At 68.9% G+C, this 20,223-nt stretch carries 22 protein-coding genes; 17 read left to right on the forward strand and 5 right to left on the reverse strand.

Annotated features, from left to right (window positions below; all coding sequences use genetic code 11):
- Nucleotides 1-4: 4 nt before the first annotated feature.
- Nucleotides 5-658 (forward strand): hypothetical protein, encoded by a 654-nt coding sequence (locus tag ABVF28_RS06525; RefSeq protein WP_371029891.1) that lies wholly within the window; start codon nucleotides 5-7, stop codon nucleotides 656-658.
- A 7-nt stretch (nucleotides 659-665) separates the two neighbouring features.
- Nucleotides 666-1,169 carry a hypothetical protein gene (locus ABVF28_RS06530; RefSeq protein ID WP_371029892.1) on the forward strand — a complete coding sequence of 168 codons (504 nt, stop codon included), beginning with the start codon at nucleotides 666-668 and terminating at the stop codon, nucleotides 1,167-1,169.
- A gap of 17 nt (nucleotides 1,170-1,186) precedes the next feature.
- Here the strand turns inward: ABVF28_RS06530 and purB are convergent, their stop codons facing one another.
- Together purB and ABVF28_RS06540 are read right to left on the reverse strand one after the other, a co-directional pair.
- A complete protein-coding gene (purB, locus tag ABVF28_RS06535) occupies nucleotides 1,187-2,569 on the reverse strand; it encodes an adenylosuccinate lyase (protein WP_371029893.1) in 1,383 nt (460 codons plus the stop codon).
- A complete protein-coding gene (locus tag ABVF28_RS06540) occupies nucleotides 2,566-3,120 on the reverse strand; it encodes a low molecular weight protein-tyrosine-phosphatase (RefSeq protein ID WP_306455441.1) in 555 nt (184 codons plus the stop codon). Before ABVF28_RS06540 ends, purB begins: the two co-directional genes overlap by 4 nt.
- 198 nt (nucleotides 3,121-3,318) lie before the next feature.
- On the opposite strand from ABVF28_RS06540, the gene ABVF28_RS06545 reads away from it, so the two are divergent.
- The gene (locus tag ABVF28_RS06545; RefSeq protein WP_371029894.1) at nucleotides 3,319-3,672 is read left to right on the forward strand and encodes a hypothetical protein; all 354 of its coding nucleotides are present in this window, start codon (nucleotides 3,319-3,321) and stop codon (nucleotides 3,670-3,672) included.
- Nucleotides 3,669-5,114, forward strand: a complete 1,446-nt coding sequence (locus tag ABVF28_RS06550; protein WP_371029895.1) for a hypothetical protein — start codon at nucleotides 3,669-3,671, stop codon at nucleotides 5,112-5,114. The genes ABVF28_RS06545 and ABVF28_RS06550 overlap by 4 nt, the downstream gene beginning before the upstream one ends.
- A 9-nt stretch (nucleotides 5,115-5,123) precedes the next feature.
- Here ABVF28_RS06550 and ABVF28_RS06555 read toward each other — a convergent pair whose 3' ends face one another.
- Nucleotides 5,124-5,543 carry a phage holin family protein gene (locus tag ABVF28_RS06555; RefSeq protein WP_179555535.1) on the reverse strand — a complete coding sequence of 140 codons (420 nt, stop codon included), beginning with the start codon at nucleotides 5,541-5,543 and terminating at the stop codon, nucleotides 5,124-5,126.
- 189 nt (nucleotides 5,544-5,732) lie between these two features.
- On the opposite strand from ABVF28_RS06555, the gene ABVF28_RS06560 reads away from it, so the two are divergent.
- From ABVF28_RS06560 to ABVF28_RS06595, 8 genes are all read left to right on the forward strand, one after another.
- Entirely contained in the window at nucleotides 5,733-6,863 is a 1,131-nt protein-coding gene (locus tag ABVF28_RS06560) for a thiamine pyrophosphate-dependent dehydrogenase E1 component subunit alpha (RefSeq protein ID WP_104313376.1), read from the forward strand.
- Nucleotides 6,864-6,925: 62 nt separating this feature from the next.
- Entirely contained in the window at nucleotides 6,926-7,891 is a 966-nt protein-coding gene (locus ABVF28_RS06565) for an alpha-ketoacid dehydrogenase subunit beta (RefSeq protein WP_371030022.1), read from the forward strand.
- A gap of 55 nt (nucleotides 7,892-7,946) precedes the next feature.
- Nucleotides 7,947-9,386, forward strand: a complete 1,440-nt coding sequence (locus ABVF28_RS06570; RefSeq protein ID WP_371029896.1) for a dihydrolipoamide acetyltransferase family protein — start codon at nucleotides 7,947-7,949, stop codon at nucleotides 9,384-9,386.
- A gap of 173 nt (nucleotides 9,387-9,559) precedes the next feature.
- Nucleotides 9,560-10,678: a metal ABC transporter substrate-binding protein gene (locus ABVF28_RS06575; RefSeq protein WP_371029897.1), complete on the forward strand. Its 1,119-nt coding sequence runs from the start codon at nucleotides 9,560-9,562 to the stop codon at nucleotides 10,676-10,678.
- A complete protein-coding gene (locus ABVF28_RS06580) occupies nucleotides 10,675-11,484 on the forward strand; it encodes a metal ABC transporter ATP-binding protein (RefSeq protein WP_371029898.1) in 810 nt (269 codons plus the stop codon). The genes ABVF28_RS06575 and ABVF28_RS06580 overlap by 4 nt, the downstream gene beginning before the upstream one ends.
- Entirely contained in the window at nucleotides 11,481-12,407 is a 927-nt protein-coding gene (locus ABVF28_RS06585; RefSeq protein WP_371029899.1) for a metal ABC transporter permease, read from the forward strand. The genes ABVF28_RS06580 and ABVF28_RS06585 overlap by 4 nt, the downstream gene beginning before the upstream one ends.
- 2 nt (nucleotides 12,408-12,409) lie before the next feature.
- Nucleotides 12,410-13,246 (forward strand): metal ABC transporter permease, encoded by an 837-nt coding sequence (locus ABVF28_RS06590; protein WP_371029900.1) that lies wholly within the window; start codon nucleotides 12,410-12,412, stop codon nucleotides 13,244-13,246.
- A 1-nt stretch (nucleotide 13,247) separates the two neighbouring features.
- On the forward strand, nucleotides 13,248-13,706 hold the full coding sequence (locus ABVF28_RS06595; protein ID WP_371029901.1) for a Fur family transcriptional regulator: 459 nt from the start codon (nucleotides 13,248-13,250) through the stop codon (nucleotides 13,704-13,706).
- Nucleotides 13,707-13,760: 54 nt separating this feature from the next.
- Here ABVF28_RS06595 and ABVF28_RS06600 read toward each other — a convergent pair whose 3' ends face one another.
- Both ABVF28_RS06600 and ABVF28_RS06605 read right to left on the reverse strand, forming a co-directional pair.
- Nucleotides 13,761-14,741, reverse strand: a complete 981-nt coding sequence (locus tag ABVF28_RS06600; protein ID WP_371029902.1) for an aldo/keto reductase — start codon at nucleotides 14,739-14,741, stop codon at nucleotides 13,761-13,763.
- A gap of 173 nt (nucleotides 14,742-14,914) precedes the next feature.
- Nucleotides 14,915-15,799, reverse strand: a complete 885-nt coding sequence (locus tag ABVF28_RS06605; RefSeq protein WP_371029903.1) for a nitrilase-related carbon-nitrogen hydrolase — start codon at nucleotides 15,797-15,799, stop codon at nucleotides 14,915-14,917.
- A 104-nt stretch (nucleotides 15,800-15,903) separates the two neighbouring features.
- Between ABVF28_RS06605 and ABVF28_RS06610 the strand changes: the two genes are divergently transcribed.
- Genes ABVF28_RS06610 through ABVF28_RS06630 form a run of 5 tightly spaced genes read left to right on the forward strand, consistent with a single transcriptional unit; the run spans nucleotide 15,904 to nucleotide 20,214 of the window.
- A complete protein-coding gene (locus ABVF28_RS06610) occupies nucleotides 15,904-16,077 on the forward strand; it encodes a hypothetical protein (RefSeq protein WP_371029904.1) in 174 nt (57 codons plus the stop codon).
- A complete protein-coding gene (locus ABVF28_RS06615; RefSeq protein WP_371029905.1) occupies nucleotides 16,074-17,591 on the forward strand; it encodes a cytosine permease in 1,518 nt (505 codons plus the stop codon). The genes ABVF28_RS06610 and ABVF28_RS06615 overlap by 4 nt, the downstream gene beginning before the upstream one ends.
- Nucleotides 17,592-17,593: 2 nt before the next feature.
- Nucleotides 17,594-18,685, forward strand: coding sequence for an alcohol dehydrogenase catalytic domain-containing protein (locus tag ABVF28_RS06620; RefSeq protein ID WP_371029906.1), 1,092 nt, complete (start codon nucleotides 17,594-17,596; stop codon nucleotides 18,683-18,685).
- A 49-nt stretch (nucleotides 18,686-18,734) separates the two neighbouring features.
- A complete protein-coding gene (locus ABVF28_RS06625; RefSeq protein ID WP_371029907.1) occupies nucleotides 18,735-19,388 on the forward strand; it encodes a TetR/AcrR family transcriptional regulator C-terminal domain-containing protein in 654 nt (217 codons plus the stop codon).
- Nucleotides 19,381-20,214, forward strand: coding sequence for an SDR family NAD(P)-dependent oxidoreductase (locus tag ABVF28_RS06630; RefSeq protein WP_371029908.1), 834 nt, complete (start codon nucleotides 19,381-19,383; stop codon nucleotides 20,212-20,214). The genes ABVF28_RS06625 and ABVF28_RS06630 overlap by 8 nt, the downstream gene beginning before the upstream one ends.
- Nucleotides 20,215-20,223 lie beyond the last annotated feature (9 nt).

A 20,223-nucleotide genomic window follows, 5' to 3' on the forward strand; every position in this document is an offset into this window, starting at 1 on the left:
AACGATGACGATGCAAGTGGGGCCCACCGCGGTACCGGAACGCCTGTGGATGTCGATGATCGCCCGCGCCGTGCCCGCGCTGATCATCGCCGCCGTCATCACCTTCTCGCAGGACCACTCGGCCTCGTTCGGGTTCATCACCTTCGGGGCGTTCGCGCTCGCATCCGGCGTGCTCATCGGCTTCGAGGCCGTCGGCTTCAGGGACCACCCGGCCCGCGCCCTCACCTTCGTGCGCGCCGTCGTCTCAGCCCTCGCCGGTGGCTTCGCCCTCTTCATGGGCACGGCCGAGATCGAGCACGCAACCCCGGCCGCGTTCATCGCGACCGTCGCGACCTGGGCGCTCGTCACGGGCGCGCTCGAGCTCATCAGCGCCCGAGTCGGCCGCGCCACCAAGTTCTTCTCCCGAGAGGTCCTCATCACCGGCGCCATCACGGTGCTGCTCGGACTCCTCGTCGCGATCATCCCACCAGACCTGCGCGTCGACTACGGCGGACTCGAGCAGGTCGAGGGCAGCCTCACCGCATCCGTGCAGACCGTCGGCTACGTCGGCGCGTACCTCGCCGTGCTCGGCGTGCTGCTGGTCATCGAAGGCATCACCCTTCGCGGCATCCTCGCCGATGCGCCGGCCGCCAAGCCAGAACTCACCAAGAAAGCCTGATTCCCCAGTGACACAACCCAAGCGCCGCGCGGTCTTGAAGCCCTTCGAACTGCTCGGCATCTCCGCCGTCATGGCCGGATTCGTGCTCCTCATCCTGCTGCTCACCACGCAGGACTTCGTGCTCGCCCTCGTCTTCGCCGGGGTCGCCTTCATCGCAGCGATCCTCGTGATCGCGATGCTCGTGCTCTCCTACTCGCCGAACCCCGACGCCGAGCGCTACCTCGACCGCTTCGAGAACGCCGAGCAGGGTGTCTCGCGCAGCGACGAAGGCGAGGAGAGCCGTGCGGCGAAGCGGGCGGCCGCCGACGAAGCCGTGCGCAGCGAGCCGGTCGTCGCAGACTCCGAGGCTCCCGAGCCCGCAGCAACCGCCGAGCCCACAGCAACCGCCGAGCCTGTCGCGGAGCAGAATCCGACGCCGACAACGGATGCCCCCGCATCCGCCCCGACTGCAGACGCAGAAGAGGCCCCGCTCGACGAGACGACGTCGGGCGAGGCCCCCACCAGCAAGTAGAGCTGGAACCTGAGCGCTTAGCTCAGGTGGTCGACGAGGCGCGACGAGGCGCCCGTGTAGCTGCCGGGCGTGAGCGCGAGAAGCGAGTCCTTCGCGTCCTGCCCGATGTCGAGACCCGTCACGAACTCGACGAGCTCGGCCTTGCCGATGCGGCGGCCACGCGTCAGGTCCTTCAGCACGGCGTAGGGGTCGGCGATGGATGAGCGCCCCGCGACGATCTCGGCGCGGATGACGGTCTGGATCGCCTCGCCGAGCACCTCCCAGTTGCTGTCGAGCTCGTTCGCGAGCAGCTCCTCGTCGACGGCGATCTCGCGCAGGCCGCGCGTCACGTTGTCGAGCGCGAGCAGCGAGTGGCCGAACGCGACACCGATGTTGCGCTGCGCGCTCGAGTCGGTGAGGTCGCGCTGCAGGCGAGACGTGACGAGGGTCGAGCCGAGCGAGTCGAGGAGGGCGCTCGAGATCTCGAGGTTCGCCTCCGCGTTCTCGAAGCGGATCGGGTTGATCTTGTGCGGCATCGTCGACGAACCCGTCGACCCCGCCTGCGGGATCTGGCGGAAGACGCCGCGCGAGATGTAGGTCCACACGTCGGTGCAGAAGTTGTGCAGGATGCGGTTGAAGCGCGACACGTCGGCGTACAGCTCGGCCTGCCAGTCGTGCGACTCGATCTGCGTCGTCAGCGGGTTCCAGCTGAGGCCGAGACCCGTGACGAACTCGTCGGCGAGCTGCTCCCAGTTCGTGTCGGCGCTCGCCGCCTGGTGCGCCGCGAAGTTGCCGGTCGCGCCGGCGAATTTGCCGAGGTAGTCGGTTGCCTCGACGCGCTTCAGCTGGCGGCGCAGGCGGTGCGCGAACACGGCGAGCTCCTTGCCCAGCGTGGTCGGCGTCGCGGGCTGGCCGTGCGTGAGCGAGAGTAGGGGAACATCCCGAAGCTCGACGGCGAGCTCGGCGATGCGGTCCGCGAGCCCAGAAGCGGAAGGCAGCCAGACGTCGGTGACGGCGTCGCGGATGGTGACGGCGTACGAGAGGTTGTTGATGTCCTCGCTCGTGCACGCGAAGTGGGTGAGCTCGGCGAGCTCGCTCAGCCCGAGCTCCTCGAGGCGGGCGCGCACGTAGTACTCGACGGCCTTCACGTCGTGGCGCGTGCGAGCCTCGACCTCGGCGAGCTCGTCGATGTCCTTCTGGCCGAAGTCGGTGACGACGGCACGCAACGCGGCGGCCTTGTCAGCGTCGATCTTGTGCGACCCGAACATCTCGCGGTCAGTGAGGAACAGCAGCCACTCGACTTCGACGTGCACACGGGCCCGGTTGAGGGCGGCCTCGGAGAGGTGCTCGCCGAGACCTTCGACGCTCTTGCGGTACCGCGAGTCGAGGGGACTCAGCATCTGGGGAGGGAGGGGGCTCATTGTGCTCCTTGGGATGAGGACGATCCGGCGCGCGACGTGAGCGCCGACCGGACGACGGGCTCGATCTGGCGAAGAAGCTCCTCGCATGCGCTCGTGATCATGTCGCGCACGTGGTCGAAGAGCTGGTCGTTGCCATAGTACGGGTCCGGGACTTCCGTGATCCCGCCTGGAGGCGCCGGGTGGAACGTGAGCAGCGGCTGCACGAGCGAGCGCTGCTCGTCGTCGGAGGCCCACGCCTTCAGGATGCGCCGCTGGCCGCGGTCGAAGGTGACGATGAGGTCGAACGTGTCGAACCAGTCGACCTCGAACTGCTTCGCGCGGTGGTTCTCGGCCGTGAATCCGGCCCGCTCGAGCGCCGACTGCGTGCGGGGGTCCGCCTTCTCGCCGACGTGCCACTCCCCGGTGCCGGCGGATGCGATGCTGACGGCGCTGCCCAGCCCGAGCTTCTCGACCATGTCGCGGAAGATGACCTCGGCCATCGGGGAGCGGCAGATGTTGCCCGTGCAGACGAAGATGATGCGAAAGACCGCGTCCCTGCTGTTTTTCGCCATGACGCCCATTGTCACGCATTCCGCGCACATCCGCGTGCCCGTTCATCCGCTCTTCTCCGACGACGCTGAACCCGGCCCCACTCTGCAGACCATTCGCCTGTGGACGTGACGCTGTGCACACCGCAGCCGGTGCATCCGTTCTGGTGCGCGTTCGCGTTCGAGGATCGAAGCCTTCGAAGAACGAGAGGACGGCAGCTAATGCCAGAGACCATGCCAACCGTTCACATCGCGCTGCCGGTGATCGGCCCCACCCTGCCGGCCGTCGACGCCGTCCGAGCGCAGATCCTCCGAGAACTGCAGCAGGTGGCTCTCGACAATGCTCGAGCACTGCAGGCGTTCGACTCCGGGGCTCGCGACATCTGTACTGGGCTCAGACTGCTCGCCAACTCGGACACGTGGAGTTCGCCTGCGCAGCGGTGCCTCGCGCTCGAGGCGGGACTGCTCGCCGATGCGATCTCGCTCGCCGCCACCGCGGCCGTGCTCGCAGAAAAGGACTACCGATCGGTGCACGACGCCCTCGCCCTCGAATCCGCGGGGCTGAGCGCGCTGTGAGTGGCGAGCTTGTTGTCATCGGCGCGAGTGACGTCCGAGCCGTCGCCGCCCGCGCCGGTCTCTTCGCGGTGGACTTCACGGCGCTGCGCTCCATCCTCGCCGCGCAGGAGTGGATGCCCCCGAACGCCTGGTTGAGTTCTTCCGGGCTGTCGTTCGCGGCCTCGTCCGCACAGGCCGAGGTGGCGTTCTATGGAGGAGCGCCGCTCGAGCTGCAGCTCTCCTCGCTGGGCGACCGCATCCTCCTCGCGGCTGAGCTCTACGAACGTGCCGAGGTGCTCTCTCGGGCCGTGATCGATGCGGTCGGTGCCAGCGTCGCCAACGCGCTCGGCCGCTCGGTGCCGCTCACGGTCGCGCTCCTCGGGCCAGCGGCCGGCATCGCTGCGGTCGTAGCACTGTCCGGCGACGCGCCCACGTTGAGCGACCCGCGCATCCAGGACCTCATTCGCGTGACCGTCGAGAACGCCGACGACTTCGCCCTTGGCCTTCTCGGTCTTCCGCCCGTGCACGGAGCTGACGGCAGCACTCTCGTGTCATGGGCGCTCGCGGGTGCGGGTGTTGCCGGTCTCGTCCCGAGCGATCGTTTCCGTGTGACGAGCACCGCCGTCCCGCTTGACGGGCGGACCTCACCGCCCGCCGGCCTTCACGAGCTCGTCGCCGCCATCCCGCCATCCGTCGACGGCGGGCCCCAGGTGCGCATCACAAGCTACGTGGACGCGGACGGCGCGCAGCTCTACGAGGTTGCGATCACGGGGACCTCGAACCAGGCCTACGGGACGACGGGGAACCCGTTCGACCTCGCCGGCAACCTCGCCGCCTATGCGGGTATCGACGCGCAGTCGGTCTCAGCCGTGCTCGCCGCCATGGACGTCGCCGGCATCGACCCGGGTGACGCGGTCGTGTTCGCCGGCTACTCGCAGGGCGCGCTCGTCGCGGCGACCATCGCCGGCACCGGCAAGTTCGACACGAAGGGCCTCGTCTCCATCGGAGGCCCTATCGATGCGGAAAGGCTCCGAGCAGAGCTGCAGAAGCAGGAGGGGAGAAGCGGGCGGGAAGCTCCGATCATCGAGATCCAGCACCGGGAGGACCCGATCGTCGGCCTGCAGGGACTCGCGCCGGACGGCTCGGATTCGACGGTCGTGGTCGCGGACGTCGACGCCCTGGCGCCGATGGGCGACGACCCGCTGGCGGCGCACTCGCAGACGAGGTACCTCGACACCGCCGGGTTGGCAGACGCCAGCGGCGACCAGGCCCTCGAGAGGGCGCGGGCCGAACTTCTCGACGCCTACGAGGGGTTCGAACTCGAAGAGACGACGCTCTCGACAGTGAGCAGGCTCAACCCGCTCCCAGACCGGGACGCCGCGCTCGACGAGGCGAACCGCTTCCTGGAGGAGAAGTTCGCGCCGATCACCAGCAACCTCGAACCCGACGACATCAAGCTCTGAGCGACGGGGTCAGTCTTCGCGGCGGCGCTTGTCGCTCTTCAACTTCGAGTCGGCACCCCGCACCCAGGCGCCGAGGATCGACGTGATGACCGACATGATGAGCGCCGCGAGCACCGCCCACCAGAAGCCGGAGACCTCGATGCCGAAGCCGATGCTCTCGCTGATGACACCGACCAGCCAGAAGAGGAAGCCGTTCACGATGAAGGAGATGAGGCCGAGCGTGAGGATGTACAGGGGGAACGCCACGACGCGCACGAAACCGCCGACCACGGCATTCACGACACCCCAGATGAGGCCGAAGAGCGCGAGCGTTCCGATGACGCCCCACGTCGAGTCCTCGAACGGGATCACCTGCACGTGCGACTGCAGGATGAGGGTCACGACCCAGAGGGCGACGGCGTTGATGATGATGCTCAAGAGGGCTCGCATACCCGTATTCTCCCTGATGCCGGAGAGAACGGCCTGGGTCGGCTGACGGTATGCCCTCGTCCATCTCGTGCAGGGTCCGCCCGAACTGTTGGAGGATTTCTCCTGAATCGCGGTGGGGCGGAGAACTAGACTGGCGAAATCTCGGGCAACCGCATTCGGGATCGGAACAGCAGGAAGGCGCCACACGACGTGACTCCAGGCGACGAGACCGTGCAGATCCTCACTCCAGAGGGAGAGGTGAAGCCGACGAAGGCCGCCGAGCCCTTCCTGGAGCAGCTTGAGCTGCTCGGCACCGAGGACTACCTGCGCGCGTACCGCGACATGAGCTACGTGCGAGCATTCGACCGCGAGTCGACCATGCTGCAGCGCCAGGGCCAGCTGTCGCTCTACGTCCCGGCGGAAGGTCAGGAGGCCGCGCAGATCGGCTCCGCCTACGCCATGCGCCCGCAGGACGCGGTGTTCCCCTCCTACCGCGAGCACGGCGTCGCGTTCGTGCGCGGCGTCGACCTCGTTGACGTGCTCCGCCTGCTGCGCGGCGTGACGCACAGCGGATGGTCGCCGGAAGGTCACGGCGTGCGTCCCTACACGCTCGTTATCGGTTCGCAGACCCTGCACGCCACCGGCTACGCGCTCGGCCAGAAGTTCGACGGTGCCACAGGCACCGGCGACCTCGACAAGGACGAGGCGACCGTCGTCTACTTCGGTGACGGCGCGACCAGCCAGGGCGACACCAACGAGGCCTACGTCTTCGCGACGAGCTACCAGGTGCCGCTCGTCTTCTTCCTGCAGAACAACCAGTGGGCCATCTCCGTGCCGGTCTCCGTGCAGGCGAACAACCCGCTCTACAAGCGCGCGGGCGGCTTCGGCATGCCCTCGACGCACATCGACGGCAACGACGTCATGGCGAGCTTCGCCGTGACACGCTCGCACCTCGAGCGGGCCCGCGCGGGTGGCGGCCCCGGCTTCATCGAGGCCGAGACCTACCGGATGGGCGCGCACACCACGACCGACGACCCCACGAAGTACCGCACGAAGGACGAGGAGGAGTCGTGGCGCCGCCGCGACCCCATCGCCCGCCTCGCCGCCTACCTGCGCGGCCAGGGCGTCGGCGAGGACTTCTTCGCCGGCGTCGATGAGGCAGCGAAGGACTACGCGGCCGACGTGCGCCGCGGTGTCTTCGAGATCGAAGAGCCCGACAACGACTCGATGTTCGACAACGTGTACAGCGACGCGCACCCGCAGCTCGAGGAAGAGAAGCAGTGGCTGCGCCGATACGAGGCGTCCTTCGACGAGGCCGCGAACCAGGAGGCAAGCCGATGACCGACGTCGCCACGAGCACCACGCAGAGCGGACCTGACGCGGATGCGCCAGAGACGGTCACCATGCCGCTCGCGAAGGCCATCAACGCCGGCCTGCGCCGCGCCATGGAGGACGACGACAAGGTCATCCAGCTGGGCGAGGACATCGGCACGCTGGGCGGCGTGTTCCGCGTCACCGAGCACCTGAAGCGCGACTTCGGGGCGAACCGCGTGCTCGACACCCCACTCGCGGAGTCCGGCATCATCGGCACCGCCATCGGCCTCGCCATGCGCGGCTACCGGCCCGTCTGCGAGATCCAGTTCGACGGATTCATCTTCCCCGGCTTCGACCAGATCACGACGCAGCTCGCGAAGCTCACGAACCGCAACGAGGGCCGCCTGCAGATGCCGGTTGTCATCCGCGTGCCCTACGGCGGGCACATCGGCGCCGTCGAGCACCACCAGGAGAGCCCCGAGGCGTACTTCGCCCACACGGCGGGCCTGCGCCTCATCTCCCCGTCGACGCCCAACGACGCCTACTGGATGATCCAGCAGGCGATCAAGAGCAACGACCCCGTCATGTTCTTCGAGCCGAAGAGCAAGTACTGGCAGAAGGGCGAGGTCAGCCTCGGCGCTCCGGCGGCCGGGATGCACGCGAGCCGCGTCGCGCGCACCGGCACCGACGCGACGGTCGTCGCGCACGGCGCCATGACCGCCGTCGCGCTGCAGGCCGCCGCCGTGGCCGAGAACGAGGGCATCAGCATCGAGGTCATCGACCTGCGCTCGCTGAGCCCCATCGACTACGCGCCCATCGTCGAATCCGTTCGCAAGACGGGCCACCTCGTCGTCGCGCAGGAGGCGCCCTCGAACGCGAGCATCGGCTCGGAGATCGCCGCGACCGTGCAGGAACGGGTGTTCTTCTCGCTCGAGGCCCCGGTGCTTCGCGTGTCGGGTTTCAACGTGCCGTTCCCGCCAGCCAAGCTCGAGGCGAGCTACCTGCCGGACGCGGACCGCATCCTCGAGGCCGTCGACCGCTCGCTCGAGTACTGACCTCGGCACCCGACGCCCGCACGCACCCTCACGCACAGATAGAGACAGCACGCATATGAGCACCGAGAACTTCGAACTCCCCGACGTCGGCGAGGGACTCACCGAGGCCGAGATCGTCTCCTGGCACGTCAAGGCCGGCGACACCGTCGAACTGAACCAGACGCTGTGCGAGATCGAGACCGCCAAGTCGATCGTCGAGCTGCCCAGCCCCTTCGAAGGTCGTGTCGTCGAGCTCTTCGCGAGCGAAGGGCAGACCGTCGACGTGGGCAAGCACATCCTCTCCATCGAGACCGCCGGCGCCAGCAGCGGCAGCGAGACGCCCACCGCGGCGCCCGAAGCCCCCGCCGCCGACCTCGAGTTCGACGCGGCCCAGGCGGATGCGGCTTCGACCGTCTCCACCGAGGGCGCCGAGTCTGGCGCCAACTCGGTGCTCGTCGGCTACGGCCTGGGCGACGCGCCCACCACCCGTCGCCGCAAGAAGTCTGCGGCGCCTGCCCAGCCGACGCGCCCCGCGCAGATCCCGGCTCCGGCCCAGCCGTCGCACCGCCCGCCAGCCCAGGCTCCCGCACCGGTCGCGGTCTCCGGGGGAACGCAGACGCAGGCACGGCCCGGGTCGGTGCCCGCCGCATCCGCATCGCCGATCATCGCGAAGCCTCCCATCCGCAAGCTCGCGAAGGACCTCGGCGTGGACCTGTCGCAGGTCGAGCCGACCGGCCTTGCCGGCGAGACGACGCGAGACGACGTCATCCGTCACGCGCAGCAGGCGAGCGTCTTCAAGAACCTCGAGACCCCCATCTGGGGCGAGGTGCGCGAGGAGAAGCACCCAGTCAAGGGTGTGCGCAAGGCGACGGCGAACGCCATGGTGTCGTCGATGTTCACGGCCCCGCACGTCACGCTCTTCACCGACGTCGACGCGACCCGCACGATGGAGTTCGTGAAGCGCCTCAAGGCGTCGCCCGACTTCGCCGGCGTGAAGGTCTCGCCGCTGCTGATCGTGGCGCGCGCCGTGATGTGGGCGATCCGCCGGAACCCGACCGTCAACGCGGCGTGGACCGACGAGGAGTACACGATCAAGCACTACGTAAACCTGGGCCTCGCCGCCGCGACCCCGCGCGGGCTCATCGTGCCAAACATCAAGGACGCGCACGCCATGACCCTGCACCAGCTGGCGCAGGCCATCGAGCAGCTCACCTACCGTGCCCGCGACGGCAAGACGCCGCCCACCGAGATGCGCGACGGCACGTTCACGATCACCAACATCGGCGTCTTCGGCATGGACACGGGCACGCCCGTCATCAACCCGGGGGAGGTCGGCATCCTCGCCCTCGGCACCATCAAGCTCAAGCCGTGGGTGTTCGAAGACGAGGTTCGCCCCCGCATGGTGACGACCCTCGGCGCCTCGTTCGATCACCGCCTCGTCGACGGCGACGTCGCGAGCCGCTTCCTCGCCGACGTGGCGACGATCGTGGAAGAGCCCGCGCTGCTGCTCGACTGAGGCAGGTGGAAGCCCTGCTCTTGCGGGGCGCCGGCTGCTGACGCGTCCGCCGGGTCGCACAGAGTTGTGGCGCGACGTCTCTGGTGCCCGCTGGAGGCGCATCCACCCACAACTCTGGCCGAAGCGCCCGAGCGCAATTGACATTGATTCTCAGTACGTTTTACACTCCACTGGTGAACCTCCGCCCTTCTTCCCTCACCGCCCTCGCCGGACTCTCGACGCTCGCCCTGGCCGCGTGCTCCGGCCCGGCCGCCGGCACCGATGCATCCGCTGCACCCACGGCGGAGGGCGAGGCATTCACGGTCGTCGCGACGACCACGCAGGTCGCCGACTTCACGCGTGAGCTCACCGACGGCCTGAACGTCGAGGTCACGCAGCTGCTGCAGCCAGGCATGAGCGCGCACAGCTTCGAGCCAACTCCCGCCGACCTCGTCGCGCTCGGCTCGGCCGACCTCGTCGTCTCGAGCGGCGCCGGCCTCGAGGAGTGGCTCGACGCGGCCGTCTCGTCGAGCGGATACGCGGGTGAGGTCGTGGACGCATCCGCCGGCGTCACCCTCTCGGGCAGCCACGAGCACGACCACGGCGAGGAAGCGCACGCCGAAGAAGGCCACGACCACGCTGAGGGCGAAGAGCACAGCCACGCGGAGGGCGAGGAGCATTCGCACGCCGAGGAGACCACCGCCGAGGCCGACGGTCACGACCACGCCGAGGGCGAAGGCAACCCGCACACCTGGACCTCGCCCGCCAACGCGAAGCTCATGGCGACCGAGATCGCGACGCACCTCGAGGAGCTGCCCGGCATCGACGCCGCCGCGGTGCAGGCGAACGCCGACGCGTACGACGCCGAGCTGACCGAGCTCGACACGTGGATCGCCGCGAACGTCGACGCGGTGCCAGAGGCCGATCGGGTCGTGGTCACGAACCACGACGCGCTCCACTACTACCTCGAGCAGTACGGCATCACGTTCGTCGGCTCGATCATGCCGAGCTTCGACGACAGCGCAGAGCCGAGCGCGGCCGAGATCGACGCCCTCATCGCCGAGATCAAGGAGCACAACGTGAAGGCGATCTTCACGGAGACGCAGCTCTCGCCGCAGAACGCGGAGACCATCGCGGCGCAGACCGGCGCGAAGGTCTTCTCGGGCGACAAGGCGCTGGCGACGGATGCGCTCGGCGAGCCGGGCACCCCCACCGGCACGTATGTCGGCGCGACGGTGCACAATACTCAGATGATCATCGAATCCTGGGGCGCGACAGCGACCGACGTGCCTGAGGCGCTCGCTCAGCAGTGACGTCTCCCAGCCCCCTCGTCTCGTACCGCGACGCCTCCATTGCCTACGGCAGGGAGGCGCCTGCGTTGACCGGTGTGTCGTTCGAGGTGGGGGAGGGCGACGCGGTCGCGCTGCTCGGCCCGAACGGCGCCGGCAAGTCGACGCTGCTGCAGTCGCTCCTGGGGTTGCTGCCGACGACCGGCACCGCCGAGGTGCTCGGCACGACTCCCGGGGCTCGCGCTTCCGAGGTGGGCTACCTGCCGCAGTCGACGCACATCGACCCCGACTTCCCCGTCTCGCTCAGCCAGGTGGTCATGATGGGCCGCTACCGTCGCCTCGGTCTGTTCCGCTGGCCGGGCGCCGCTGACCGCGAGGTGGTTCGGCGCGTGATCGAGACGGTTGGGCTGACGGAGCTCGCGAAGACCACGTTCGGCGAGCTCTCCGGCGGGCAGCGCCAGCGAGCCCTCCTCGCACGCGCCCTCGCGACCGAGCCCAAGCTCATCCTGCTCGACGAGCCCTTCAACGGCCTCGACCGCACGAACCGGGACGCGCTCATCGCGACCCTGCTTCGCCTCCGCGAGACGGGCGTCGGCATCGTCGTCTCCACGCACGACCTCGAGCTCGCCCATGAGGTGTGCTCGCACGTGCTGCTGCTGAACGGGCGGCAGATCGCTGGCGGTCCGATCTCTGCGGCGCTGACGGATGCGGCGCTCGCGGCCGCCTTCTCCGGCACGTCCGCCGACACGGAAGCGCACGGCGGCGCCCATGGCACGCTGTGCGCGCCGGGCGGCGACGACGCGGACGAGCACGAGCGGGCCCGGGTGTGACCGACCTCTCCGTCCTGCTGCAGCTGCCGTTCGTGCAGAGCGCGGCCATCGCCATCATCGTGCTCGCCGTCGCGAGCGCTATCGTCGGCACGGCCCTCGCCCTGCGTGGGCTCGAGTTCCTCAGCGATGGGCTCGTGCATTCGGTGTTCCCCGGCGTGGTGATCGGCTTCATCGCCGCTGGCACCGACGGCGTCTATGTCGGCGCCGGCATCGCGGCCCTCCTCGCGACGGTGGCCCTGACGATCGCCACGTCCAAGGGCATCGGCTCGGATGCGACCATCGCGGTGGTGCTCGCCGGCGCCTTCTCGCTCGGCATCGTCATCGTCTCGCGCAGCGTCGACTACGCCTCGGGCCTCGAGCACCTGCTGTTCGGGCAGCTCCTCACCGTGTCGAGCGGCGACATCGTCGCGATCTGCGTGCTGGGCGGCGCCGCGATCGTCCTGGTGCTCGCGACCTGGAAGGAGCAGCTGCTCGTCTCCTTCGACCGCAAGCAGGCGCAGGCCTCCGGGCTGCGGGTGCTCGCCTACGAGCTGGCGCTGAACGTCGCCATCGCACTGGTGGTCGTCGCCGCCGCGCGCGCGGTCGGCAATCTCCTTGTCCTCGCGCTGCTGATCGTGCCCGTGGCCGTCGCGCGCCTCGTCGTCCGGCGCGTGTGGGCGATCGTCGCCGTCTCGCTGCTCGTCTCGGTCGGCTGTGGACTCGTGGGTCTCTGGGCGGGACTCTGGCTGTCACTGGATGCGGGCATCCAGGCTTCCCCGAGCGCTGTGCTCGTGCTGGTGCTCGTCGCGCTGTATCTCGTGGTCGTCGCCGTGACGAGGCTGGCCGCGCTCGGCTCCTCGGATCGGGGGCGACGGCGCGCAGCCGCAACCCGCGCCGGCACGCCCCGCGCCGCCGAGCCAACGCGCGCCGAGGTGGTCTCGTAGACGTGGACTACTTCTCCCTCGCGCTCCTCACGGGCGCGCTCGTCGGTCTCCTCAGTGGCCTCGTCGGCGTGCTCGTGCTGCTGCGCCAGCGTGCCTTCTACACGGTCGCCCTCACCCACGCGACGTTCCCTGGCGGCGTCTTCGCGGCCGTCGCCGGCATCAATATCGTGGTGGGCGCATCCATCTTCAGTCTGCTGCTCGTGGCGCTCATGGCGGCGCTGTCGCGCGTGCCGAGGCAGGGCAAGCAGGTCGCCGCCGGCATCATCCTGAGCTTCGGCTACGCGCTTGGCATGCTGTTCGCGTCGCTCAACCGGGGCCAGTCGGTGCGTGTCGACTCGTACCTGACGGGGTCGATCCTCGCCATGAACCCCACCAACGTGTGGCTGCTCGGCGGCGCGCTCGTGGTGGTCGCGCTCGCCTACGCGCTGTTCGGCAAGCAGCTGCTGTTCTCGAGCTTCGACGCGCGCGGATTCCGCGCGGCAGGCTTCCGCGAGGGCACGTGGGACCTCGTCGCGCTTGCCCTCATCACGCTCACCGTGGTCGTCGCGATGCCGGCGATCGGCTCGATCCTGGCGATCGCCATGATCGCCGCCCCGGCCGCCGCGGCTCGGCTGCTCACCAAGCGCATCGGGTGGATGCTCGCCCTCTCCTGCGTGTTCGGCGTCACGGCCGCGGTGGTCGGGCTGCAGGTCTCGCGGTCGCTGTCGTTCGCGGCCGGCGGTTCGATGGCGCTGGCGGCCGTCGCGATCTTCGTGGTCGCGCTGTGTGCGAAGGGGATCACGCGACGGTTCGCGCAGGGCCTCTCGCACAGCGCATCCGCCCCGGGTATCGTCGGCTGACATGAGCGACGAGACGAACGAGGAGAGCGGCACCACCGCCGAGGCTCCCGCGGCCCCCGTCAAGCGGAACACCCGACAGCGGGAGGCCGTGCGCCGAGCCCTGGCCGAATCGTCGGAGTTCGTGAGCGCGCAGGTGCTGCACCAGCGGCTGTCGGCCGCGGGGGAGCGCATCGGACTCGCCACCGTGTACCGCACACTCGGTGCGCTCAGCGAGAGCGAAGAGGCCGACTCGCTGCAGAACGCCGAGGGTGAGGTCGTCTACCGCGCCTGCGAGATGGGCGAGCACCACCACCACCTCATCTGCCGCAACTGCGGCGCGGCCGTCGAGATCACGGCCGACCCCGTCGAGCAGTGGGCCGCGAGCGTCGCCGCGAAGCACGGCTACACGCAGGCGAGGCACGTCGTCGACATCTTCGGCCTCTGCCCGAAGTGCACGGCGCTCGCGGAGGCGTCCGCGTAACTCGCCGATGTGACGTCGAGACGTCCGTGGAGCTTGCGCTCCGCGGACGCAAGCTCACCAGCGGTTGTGGACCGTCGCGCGGAAGTAGCGATCGTAGATCTCGTGCACCTTGGCGTCGAGGCCGGCCGGAAGCTCCAGCGACGCGGCGGAGGTGTTCGACTCCACCTGTGCAGGGTTGCGCGCGCCGGGGATGACGCTCGTCACGCCGTCCTGAGCCGCGACCCAGGCGATGGCGGCCGCAGCCGGCGTGACACCCTCGGGGAGGGCTGCCGCGAACGCGCGGGCGGCTTCCACGCCGGTGGCGAAGTCGACGCCCGAGAAGGTCTCCCCGACATCGAACGCGCTGCCGTCGCGGTTGTAGGTGCGGTGGTCGTCGGCCGCGAAGGTCGTGTCCTTCGTGTACTTGCCGCTCAGGAGTCCGGAGGCCAGCGGCACGCGCGCGATGATGCCGACGCCGGCTTCCCGCGCCGCCGGCAGCACGCGATCGAGCGGCTTCAGGCGGAACGCGTTGAAGATGATCTGCACCGAGGCCGTTCCCGGCCGGGCGATCGCAGCGAGCGCCTCGTCGGCCGTCTCGACGCTGACGCCGTAGGCGGCGATGGAGCCCTCGTCGACGAGGGTGTCGAGCGCGTCGTACACGGCGTCGTTGGAGAACACGGGCGTCGGCGGGCAGTGCAGCTGCACCAGATCGAGCGTGTCGACGCCCAGGTTCGTGCGCGAGCGGTCCGTCCAGGCTCTGAAGTTGTCGAGCGTGAACTCGGCAGGATCCTGCGGGCCTCGCCGCCCCATCTTCGTGGCGACGAACACGTCCACGTCGGGGTTCTCGCGCCCGAACGTGCCGATCAGCGATTCGCTGCGACCGTCACCGTAGACGTCGGCGGTGTCGAAGAACGTAACGCCGCGCTGGACGGCGGTGCCGAGCACCTCGAGGGCGGCTCGCTCGTCGACGTCACCCCAGTCGGCACCGAGCTGCCAGGTGCCGAGACCGACGATGGACACGGGGCGGCCAGTACGACCGAGGGTTCGCTGAAGCATGCCAGATGCTAACGCGCCGCGCCTGACCCGGTGCCGAGTGCACGGTGCCCGCGCGGCTCCGAGGCGGAGGGCACCGACTGCTCAGCACTGCCAGTCGAAGTGCCGTTCTGGCTGCTCCAGAACGGCCACTCGACTGGCAGCGATCGCGCGGAGGCGGGCGCGGTGCGGGCGCCTTACGGTCGCAGGTCCTTCAGGTACGTGTTGACCTCGCGGGCCTTCGCAACCTCAGATGACAGGAACTGGGCGCTCAGCAGCTCCGTCCCGTCGCGGCCGGCCATGGCGAGCGTGTTGCCGTAGGGGCTCGCGATGGTGCTGAGTCCCGTGAATCCGGGGCCCGAGTGGTTCGCGTAGGCGATGTAGAGCCCGTTCTCGAGGGCGCGGACGGGGACCATGTGGGTCGAGATGACCTCGGCGTTGTAGGAGTGGCCCGGCTGCCCGCCCTCGACGTCGCCCGTCGAGGGGACGGCTGTCGGGATGAGCAGCGCCTCGGCGCCCGCGACGGCCGCGCGGCGCGCGATCTCGGGGAACTCGATGTCGTAGCAGATGGCGAGTGCGACCCTCAGGCCGGCGAGTTCGACGACCTCGGCGGGCGCATCCCCGAGGTCGAAGACCTCCTGCTCGTCGCCGCCGAAGAGGTTCGACTTGCGGTAGCGGGTGAGCTCGTTCCCGTCGCTGCCGAACAGCGACGCCGAGATGAAGCGGCGTTCGGTGGTCGCGCTCGCGGCGAACCCGGCAGAGCGCTCGACCGTGTGCTCGACGGTGGATGCGACGATCGCGATCCGCAGGTCGGCGGCGATCTGCGCGATCCGCTCGCGGATGGCCGAGCCGTCTTCGGCGGCGACCTTCGCGGGCGCGTACCCGGTCGCGAAGAGCTCCGGGGTGACGAGGATGTCGGTGCCGTCTCCGGCGGCCCGCTCCGCGAAGGAGCGCAGCACCTTGAGGTTGTCGTCGATCACGCCGACGGCGCCCTGTGCCTGCAGTACGGAAATCAGCGCCATCGCCAGCCTCACATCGTCTCGGTGCCCGTCGAGTCTCACCCTGGCGGGTGTCGACGTCATGTCCCCGAGAATAGCTCTTGACACGGTGGGGGACACCGCTCAAGATAGCCGAAACCGAAAGTAATTCGGTTGATCTGGTTTCGACGACGAGAGCAGGACCCCCAATGGACATGCGCGACCCGGAGATCACGGCCGATCTCAAGAGACGACTCGACACTATCGCGAGCGCTGAAGCAGGTGACGTCGCACACGATCCCCTGAGCAGTCGCGACATCGGACTCTTCGCCCTGACCTGCGTCGCCCTCGTGGCCGTCGGCGCGCTCGTGGTGATCCTGTGAGCGGGGCAGCCAAGCGCGAAGGCGTCGAGGGGAAGCTCGAGGGAGCATCCGCCGAACTCGACCAGGCCGCGACCTTCGGCTCGCTGCCGCTGCTCAAGAAGGAACGCATCTGGTCGGGTTGGGACTACAGCTGGGTCAATCTGAGCCTCGCGATCGCGACGTGGGCGTTCCTCGTCGGCGGCTCGACGGCGCTGCTCGTCGGATTCCAGGACGGCATCGCCGCGATGGTCATCGGCAACGCCATCGGTCTCGGCATCATGGTGCCGGCCGCGACGGCAGCGAGCGCCCGCTTCGGGGTCGAGCAGTACACGATCCTTCGACCCGTCTTCGGGCTCATCGGAGTCGGGGTGCTGGTCTTCACCGTCATCCTCGTCACCGAGATGGGCTGGTCGTCGCTGCTCGCGATCATGGTCGGCCGCGCTGTCACGCAGGTCGCCAACGGGGCGGCAGGCACCGACTTCGGCTCAGGGAGCTTCCTCGTCACCGCGGTGGGCCTCGTCGCGATCCTCATCGCGTGGCTCATCCTCTCGCGCGGTCCCGTCACCATCGGCAAGCTCAACCGCTTCGTCGCACCCGGCCTCGTGCTCGTCACCGTCTTCATGCTCTTCTTCCTCGTAGCGAACACCTCGTGGGAGGCGCTGTTCGCCGCCGAACCGCTCGCGCCGTTCGAGGAGTCGCAGCTCAACTTCATGCTCGCCGTCGAGTTCAACGTCGCGGTCGGCTTCTCCTGGTACCCCGTCATGGGGTCGATGGCGCGCATGACCCGCTCCCCGAAGGCCGCCCTCTGGCCCGCGTTCACGGGCCTCATCGTGGGCACGCTCGTCGCGCAGATCGTCGGCATGGCGGCGGCGCTCACGCTCGGCGACTCCGACCCGACCGTGTGGATGCTGCCCCTCGGCGGTCCGATCCTCGGCGCGTTCATGCTGCTGTTCATCTCGTTCGCCAACATCACGAGCATGTCGTCGATCGTCTACTCGACGGTGCTCGCGATCAGGCAGGCGAGCGGCAACCTCCTCGGGCGCGTGCCCTGGCCGCTCCTCTGCGGCGCGTTCTTCGTGCTCCCCGCGATCCTCACGTTCTTCCCCGACTTCATGTACCAGCAGTTCATGGTCTTCGTCACGATCTCCGGCGCCTTCCTCGCCGCCATGTGCGGCGCGATCCTCGCCGACTACTTCGTGCTCCGACGCCAGTGGGTTCGCCTGCCAGACCTCTACAAGCTCCGCGGCGACAGCGCCTACCACTTCACTGGAGGCGTGAACTGGGCCGGAATCGCCTCCGTGGTCGTCGGTGCCGCCTTCTACCTGTGGATCTACAACCCGGTGACCCTCGAGACGCACCCGCTCTTCCTGCTGCTCACCGCATCCGCGCCCGCCACCGTGCTCTCTGGCGGCGTCTACCTGCTGTTCGCCCAGCTCCTCTACCGGCGCCGCGGCGTCGGGGCCTTCGCGGACAAGGCGGGCGACGGTGCAACCTCTTCAACCACTCAGCACACGACCACCCGGAAAGGGGTCTGACCATGCGCGCACAGGCGGCAGTTCACTTCGAGGGAAGCAGCGAACTCCAGATTCGCGAGATCGAGGTCGCTGAACCAGGACCTGGGACCGTGCTCGTCAAGCTCGGCGCCTCCGGCGTGTGCGGCTCCGACCGGCACGTGCTCGACGGCGACTGGCAGCTGCCGTCGCCCACCGTCATGGGCCACGAAGGTGCCGGCGAGGTCGTCGCCATCGGTGAGGGCGTCATCGACGTCGAACCCGGAGACCACGTCATCCTCAGCTGGTTCTACCCGTGCCGTCGCTGCACGGCCTGCCTCAGCGGACGTGCCTACGTGTGCACGGGCAGCCGCAGCGAGGAATGCCTGCTGCCAGATGGCACGACCCCGCTCGCCCTCGACGGCGAGCCGGTGTACCCGTACCTCACCGCGGGCACCATGAGCGAGTACGCGGTGGTCCCCGAGTCGGCCGCCATCAAGGTGCCGAAAGAGGTGCCGTACGACGTGGCCAGCCTCATCGGCTGCTCGATCGCGACGGGCGTCGGCACCGTCGTCAACGACGCCGAGGTCGACGCGGGGGAGTCGGCGGTGGTCGTCGGTGCCGGTGGCGTCGGACTCAGCATCATCATGGGGCTGCAGCTCGTCGGCGCGAACCCGATCATCGCGATCGACCTCAACGAGGACAAGCTCGCCGCCGCGCGCGAGCTCGGCGCGACCCACACGATCGTTCCCGGCCCCGACCTCGCGGCCCAGGTGGCGGAGATCACCGGCGGTGGTGCCGAGTACGCGTTCGAGGCCATCGGCCGCGTGCAGACCATCGAGTCGCTGCCTGGCCTCATCGCGCCGGGCGGCACAGCCGTCATCGTCGGACTCCCGCCCGCGGATGCCCCGGTGTCGTTCGACGCGCTCGCCCTCGCAGAGACAGGCAAGCGCCTCATCGGCACCAACTACGGCTCGACCGTGCCGGGACGCGACTTCCCCAAGCTCGCCGCGCTCTACCTCGCAGGGCGCCTTCCCGTCGACAAGCTCATCAGCGAACGCATCCAGCTGAGCGAGGTCAACGAGGCGTTCGATGCCATGCGGAGAGGCGAGCGAGCGCGAAGCGTCATAGTCTTCTGAGATGAACGCTCGCGCAGATGTCGTGCGCTGAGAACGAGGGAGTCTGATCATGGCACGTCCGAGAATTCCGATCCTGTCTCCCGAGAAAATCTGTCTGGCCGCGCTGGAGCAGATCGATCGCAAGGGTGACTTCTCGATTCCGGTGCTCGCGAAGGAGCTCGGGGTGAGCGCGTCGTCGATGTACCACCACGTGCACGGGCGAGCCGGCATCGTGAACGGCATTCGGGCGCTCATCAGCACGGAGCTGTCGCTGGCGATCGGGCTCGAGGACGCCACCGACGAGGACCTCGCGGCCTTGGCGGCCATGAGCTGGCAGGACCAGGTGCGCCGGTGGTCGAAGGACTACACGCGAGCCCTCGCGAAGCATCCGCTCGCCCTGCCGATCATGGTGCAGGAGCCGGTCAGCGACGAGCAGACGCTCGAGGTGTACGAGGCGATCGCGATCACGTTCCGCTCGGTGGGATTCACCGACGAGCAGGCGCTCGTCGCGATCGCCGTGCTCGAAGGGCTCACGTTCGGGAGGGTGGTGGATGCGGCCTCGCCACCCATCCCGTGGTCGGCCGACGCTGACATGCATCCGGTGCTCCACGGCGTCACGCGGTCGCTCGAGCCGTCGCGGCGCCTCGAGCTCGCGTTCGACTTCGGCCTCGAGGCGATCATCGCTCGCCTCGAGGGCGTCCTGGCGGCGAACGCTCGTGGCTGAGGCGAAGACGGTCGTCATCACGGGCGGCTCGGACGGTATCGGGGCCGCGGCCGCGCGGTCGCTTGCGGCCAAGGGGTGGCGGGTTGTCGTCGTCGGGCGCAACGCCGCCAAGACGGCTGCGGTTGCGAGCGAGATCGGCGCCGAGTCGTTTGTCGCCGACTTCTCCCGCCTCGATGAGGTGCGCGAACTCGCGGCGTGGCTCGTCGCCGAGGTCGGTCCGATCGACGTGCTCGCGAACAACGCGGGCGGGATCTTCGGCGACACGACACGAACCGTCGACGGCAACGAGCTGACACTGCAGGTCAACCACCTCGCGCCGTTCCTGCTCACGAATCTCCTCCTGGAGGAGGTCCAGGTCGGGGCGGTCATCAACACGGCGAGCATCGCGGCACGCCTCATGGGTCGTATCGATCTCGACGACCTGAACAACGACGCACGCTTCAGCGCCAACAAGGCCTACGGCGACGCGAAGCTCGCCAACATCCTCTTCACGAAAGGGCTGCACCGTGGACTCGCGGGGCGGCCCGTCGCGAGCGTCGCGTTCCACCCCGGGGTCGTCGGCACGAACTTCTCTTCCGATTCGACGAGCCTCATGCGGCTGCTCTACCGCACCCCGCTCGCGAAGCTCTTCACCATCAGCGCCACGAAGGGCGGCGAGACGCTGGAGTGGTTCATCGCAGGCAAGCCGGGTGTCACCTGGCAGGCGGGCGAGTACTACGACGAACGCCACCACGCGACGAACGTGAACCCGCAGATCTTCGACGAGGACCTCATCGAGGGCCTGTGGAAGCGCAGCACGGAGCTCGTCGGGCTCGCAACCGACTGAGGCGCAGCC

Origin of the sequence: Pseudoclavibacter sp. JSM 162008, from assembly GCF_041366455.1 — a bacterium.
GTDB lineage: Bacteria > Actinomycetota > Actinomycetes > Actinomycetales > Microbacteriaceae > Pseudoclavibacter.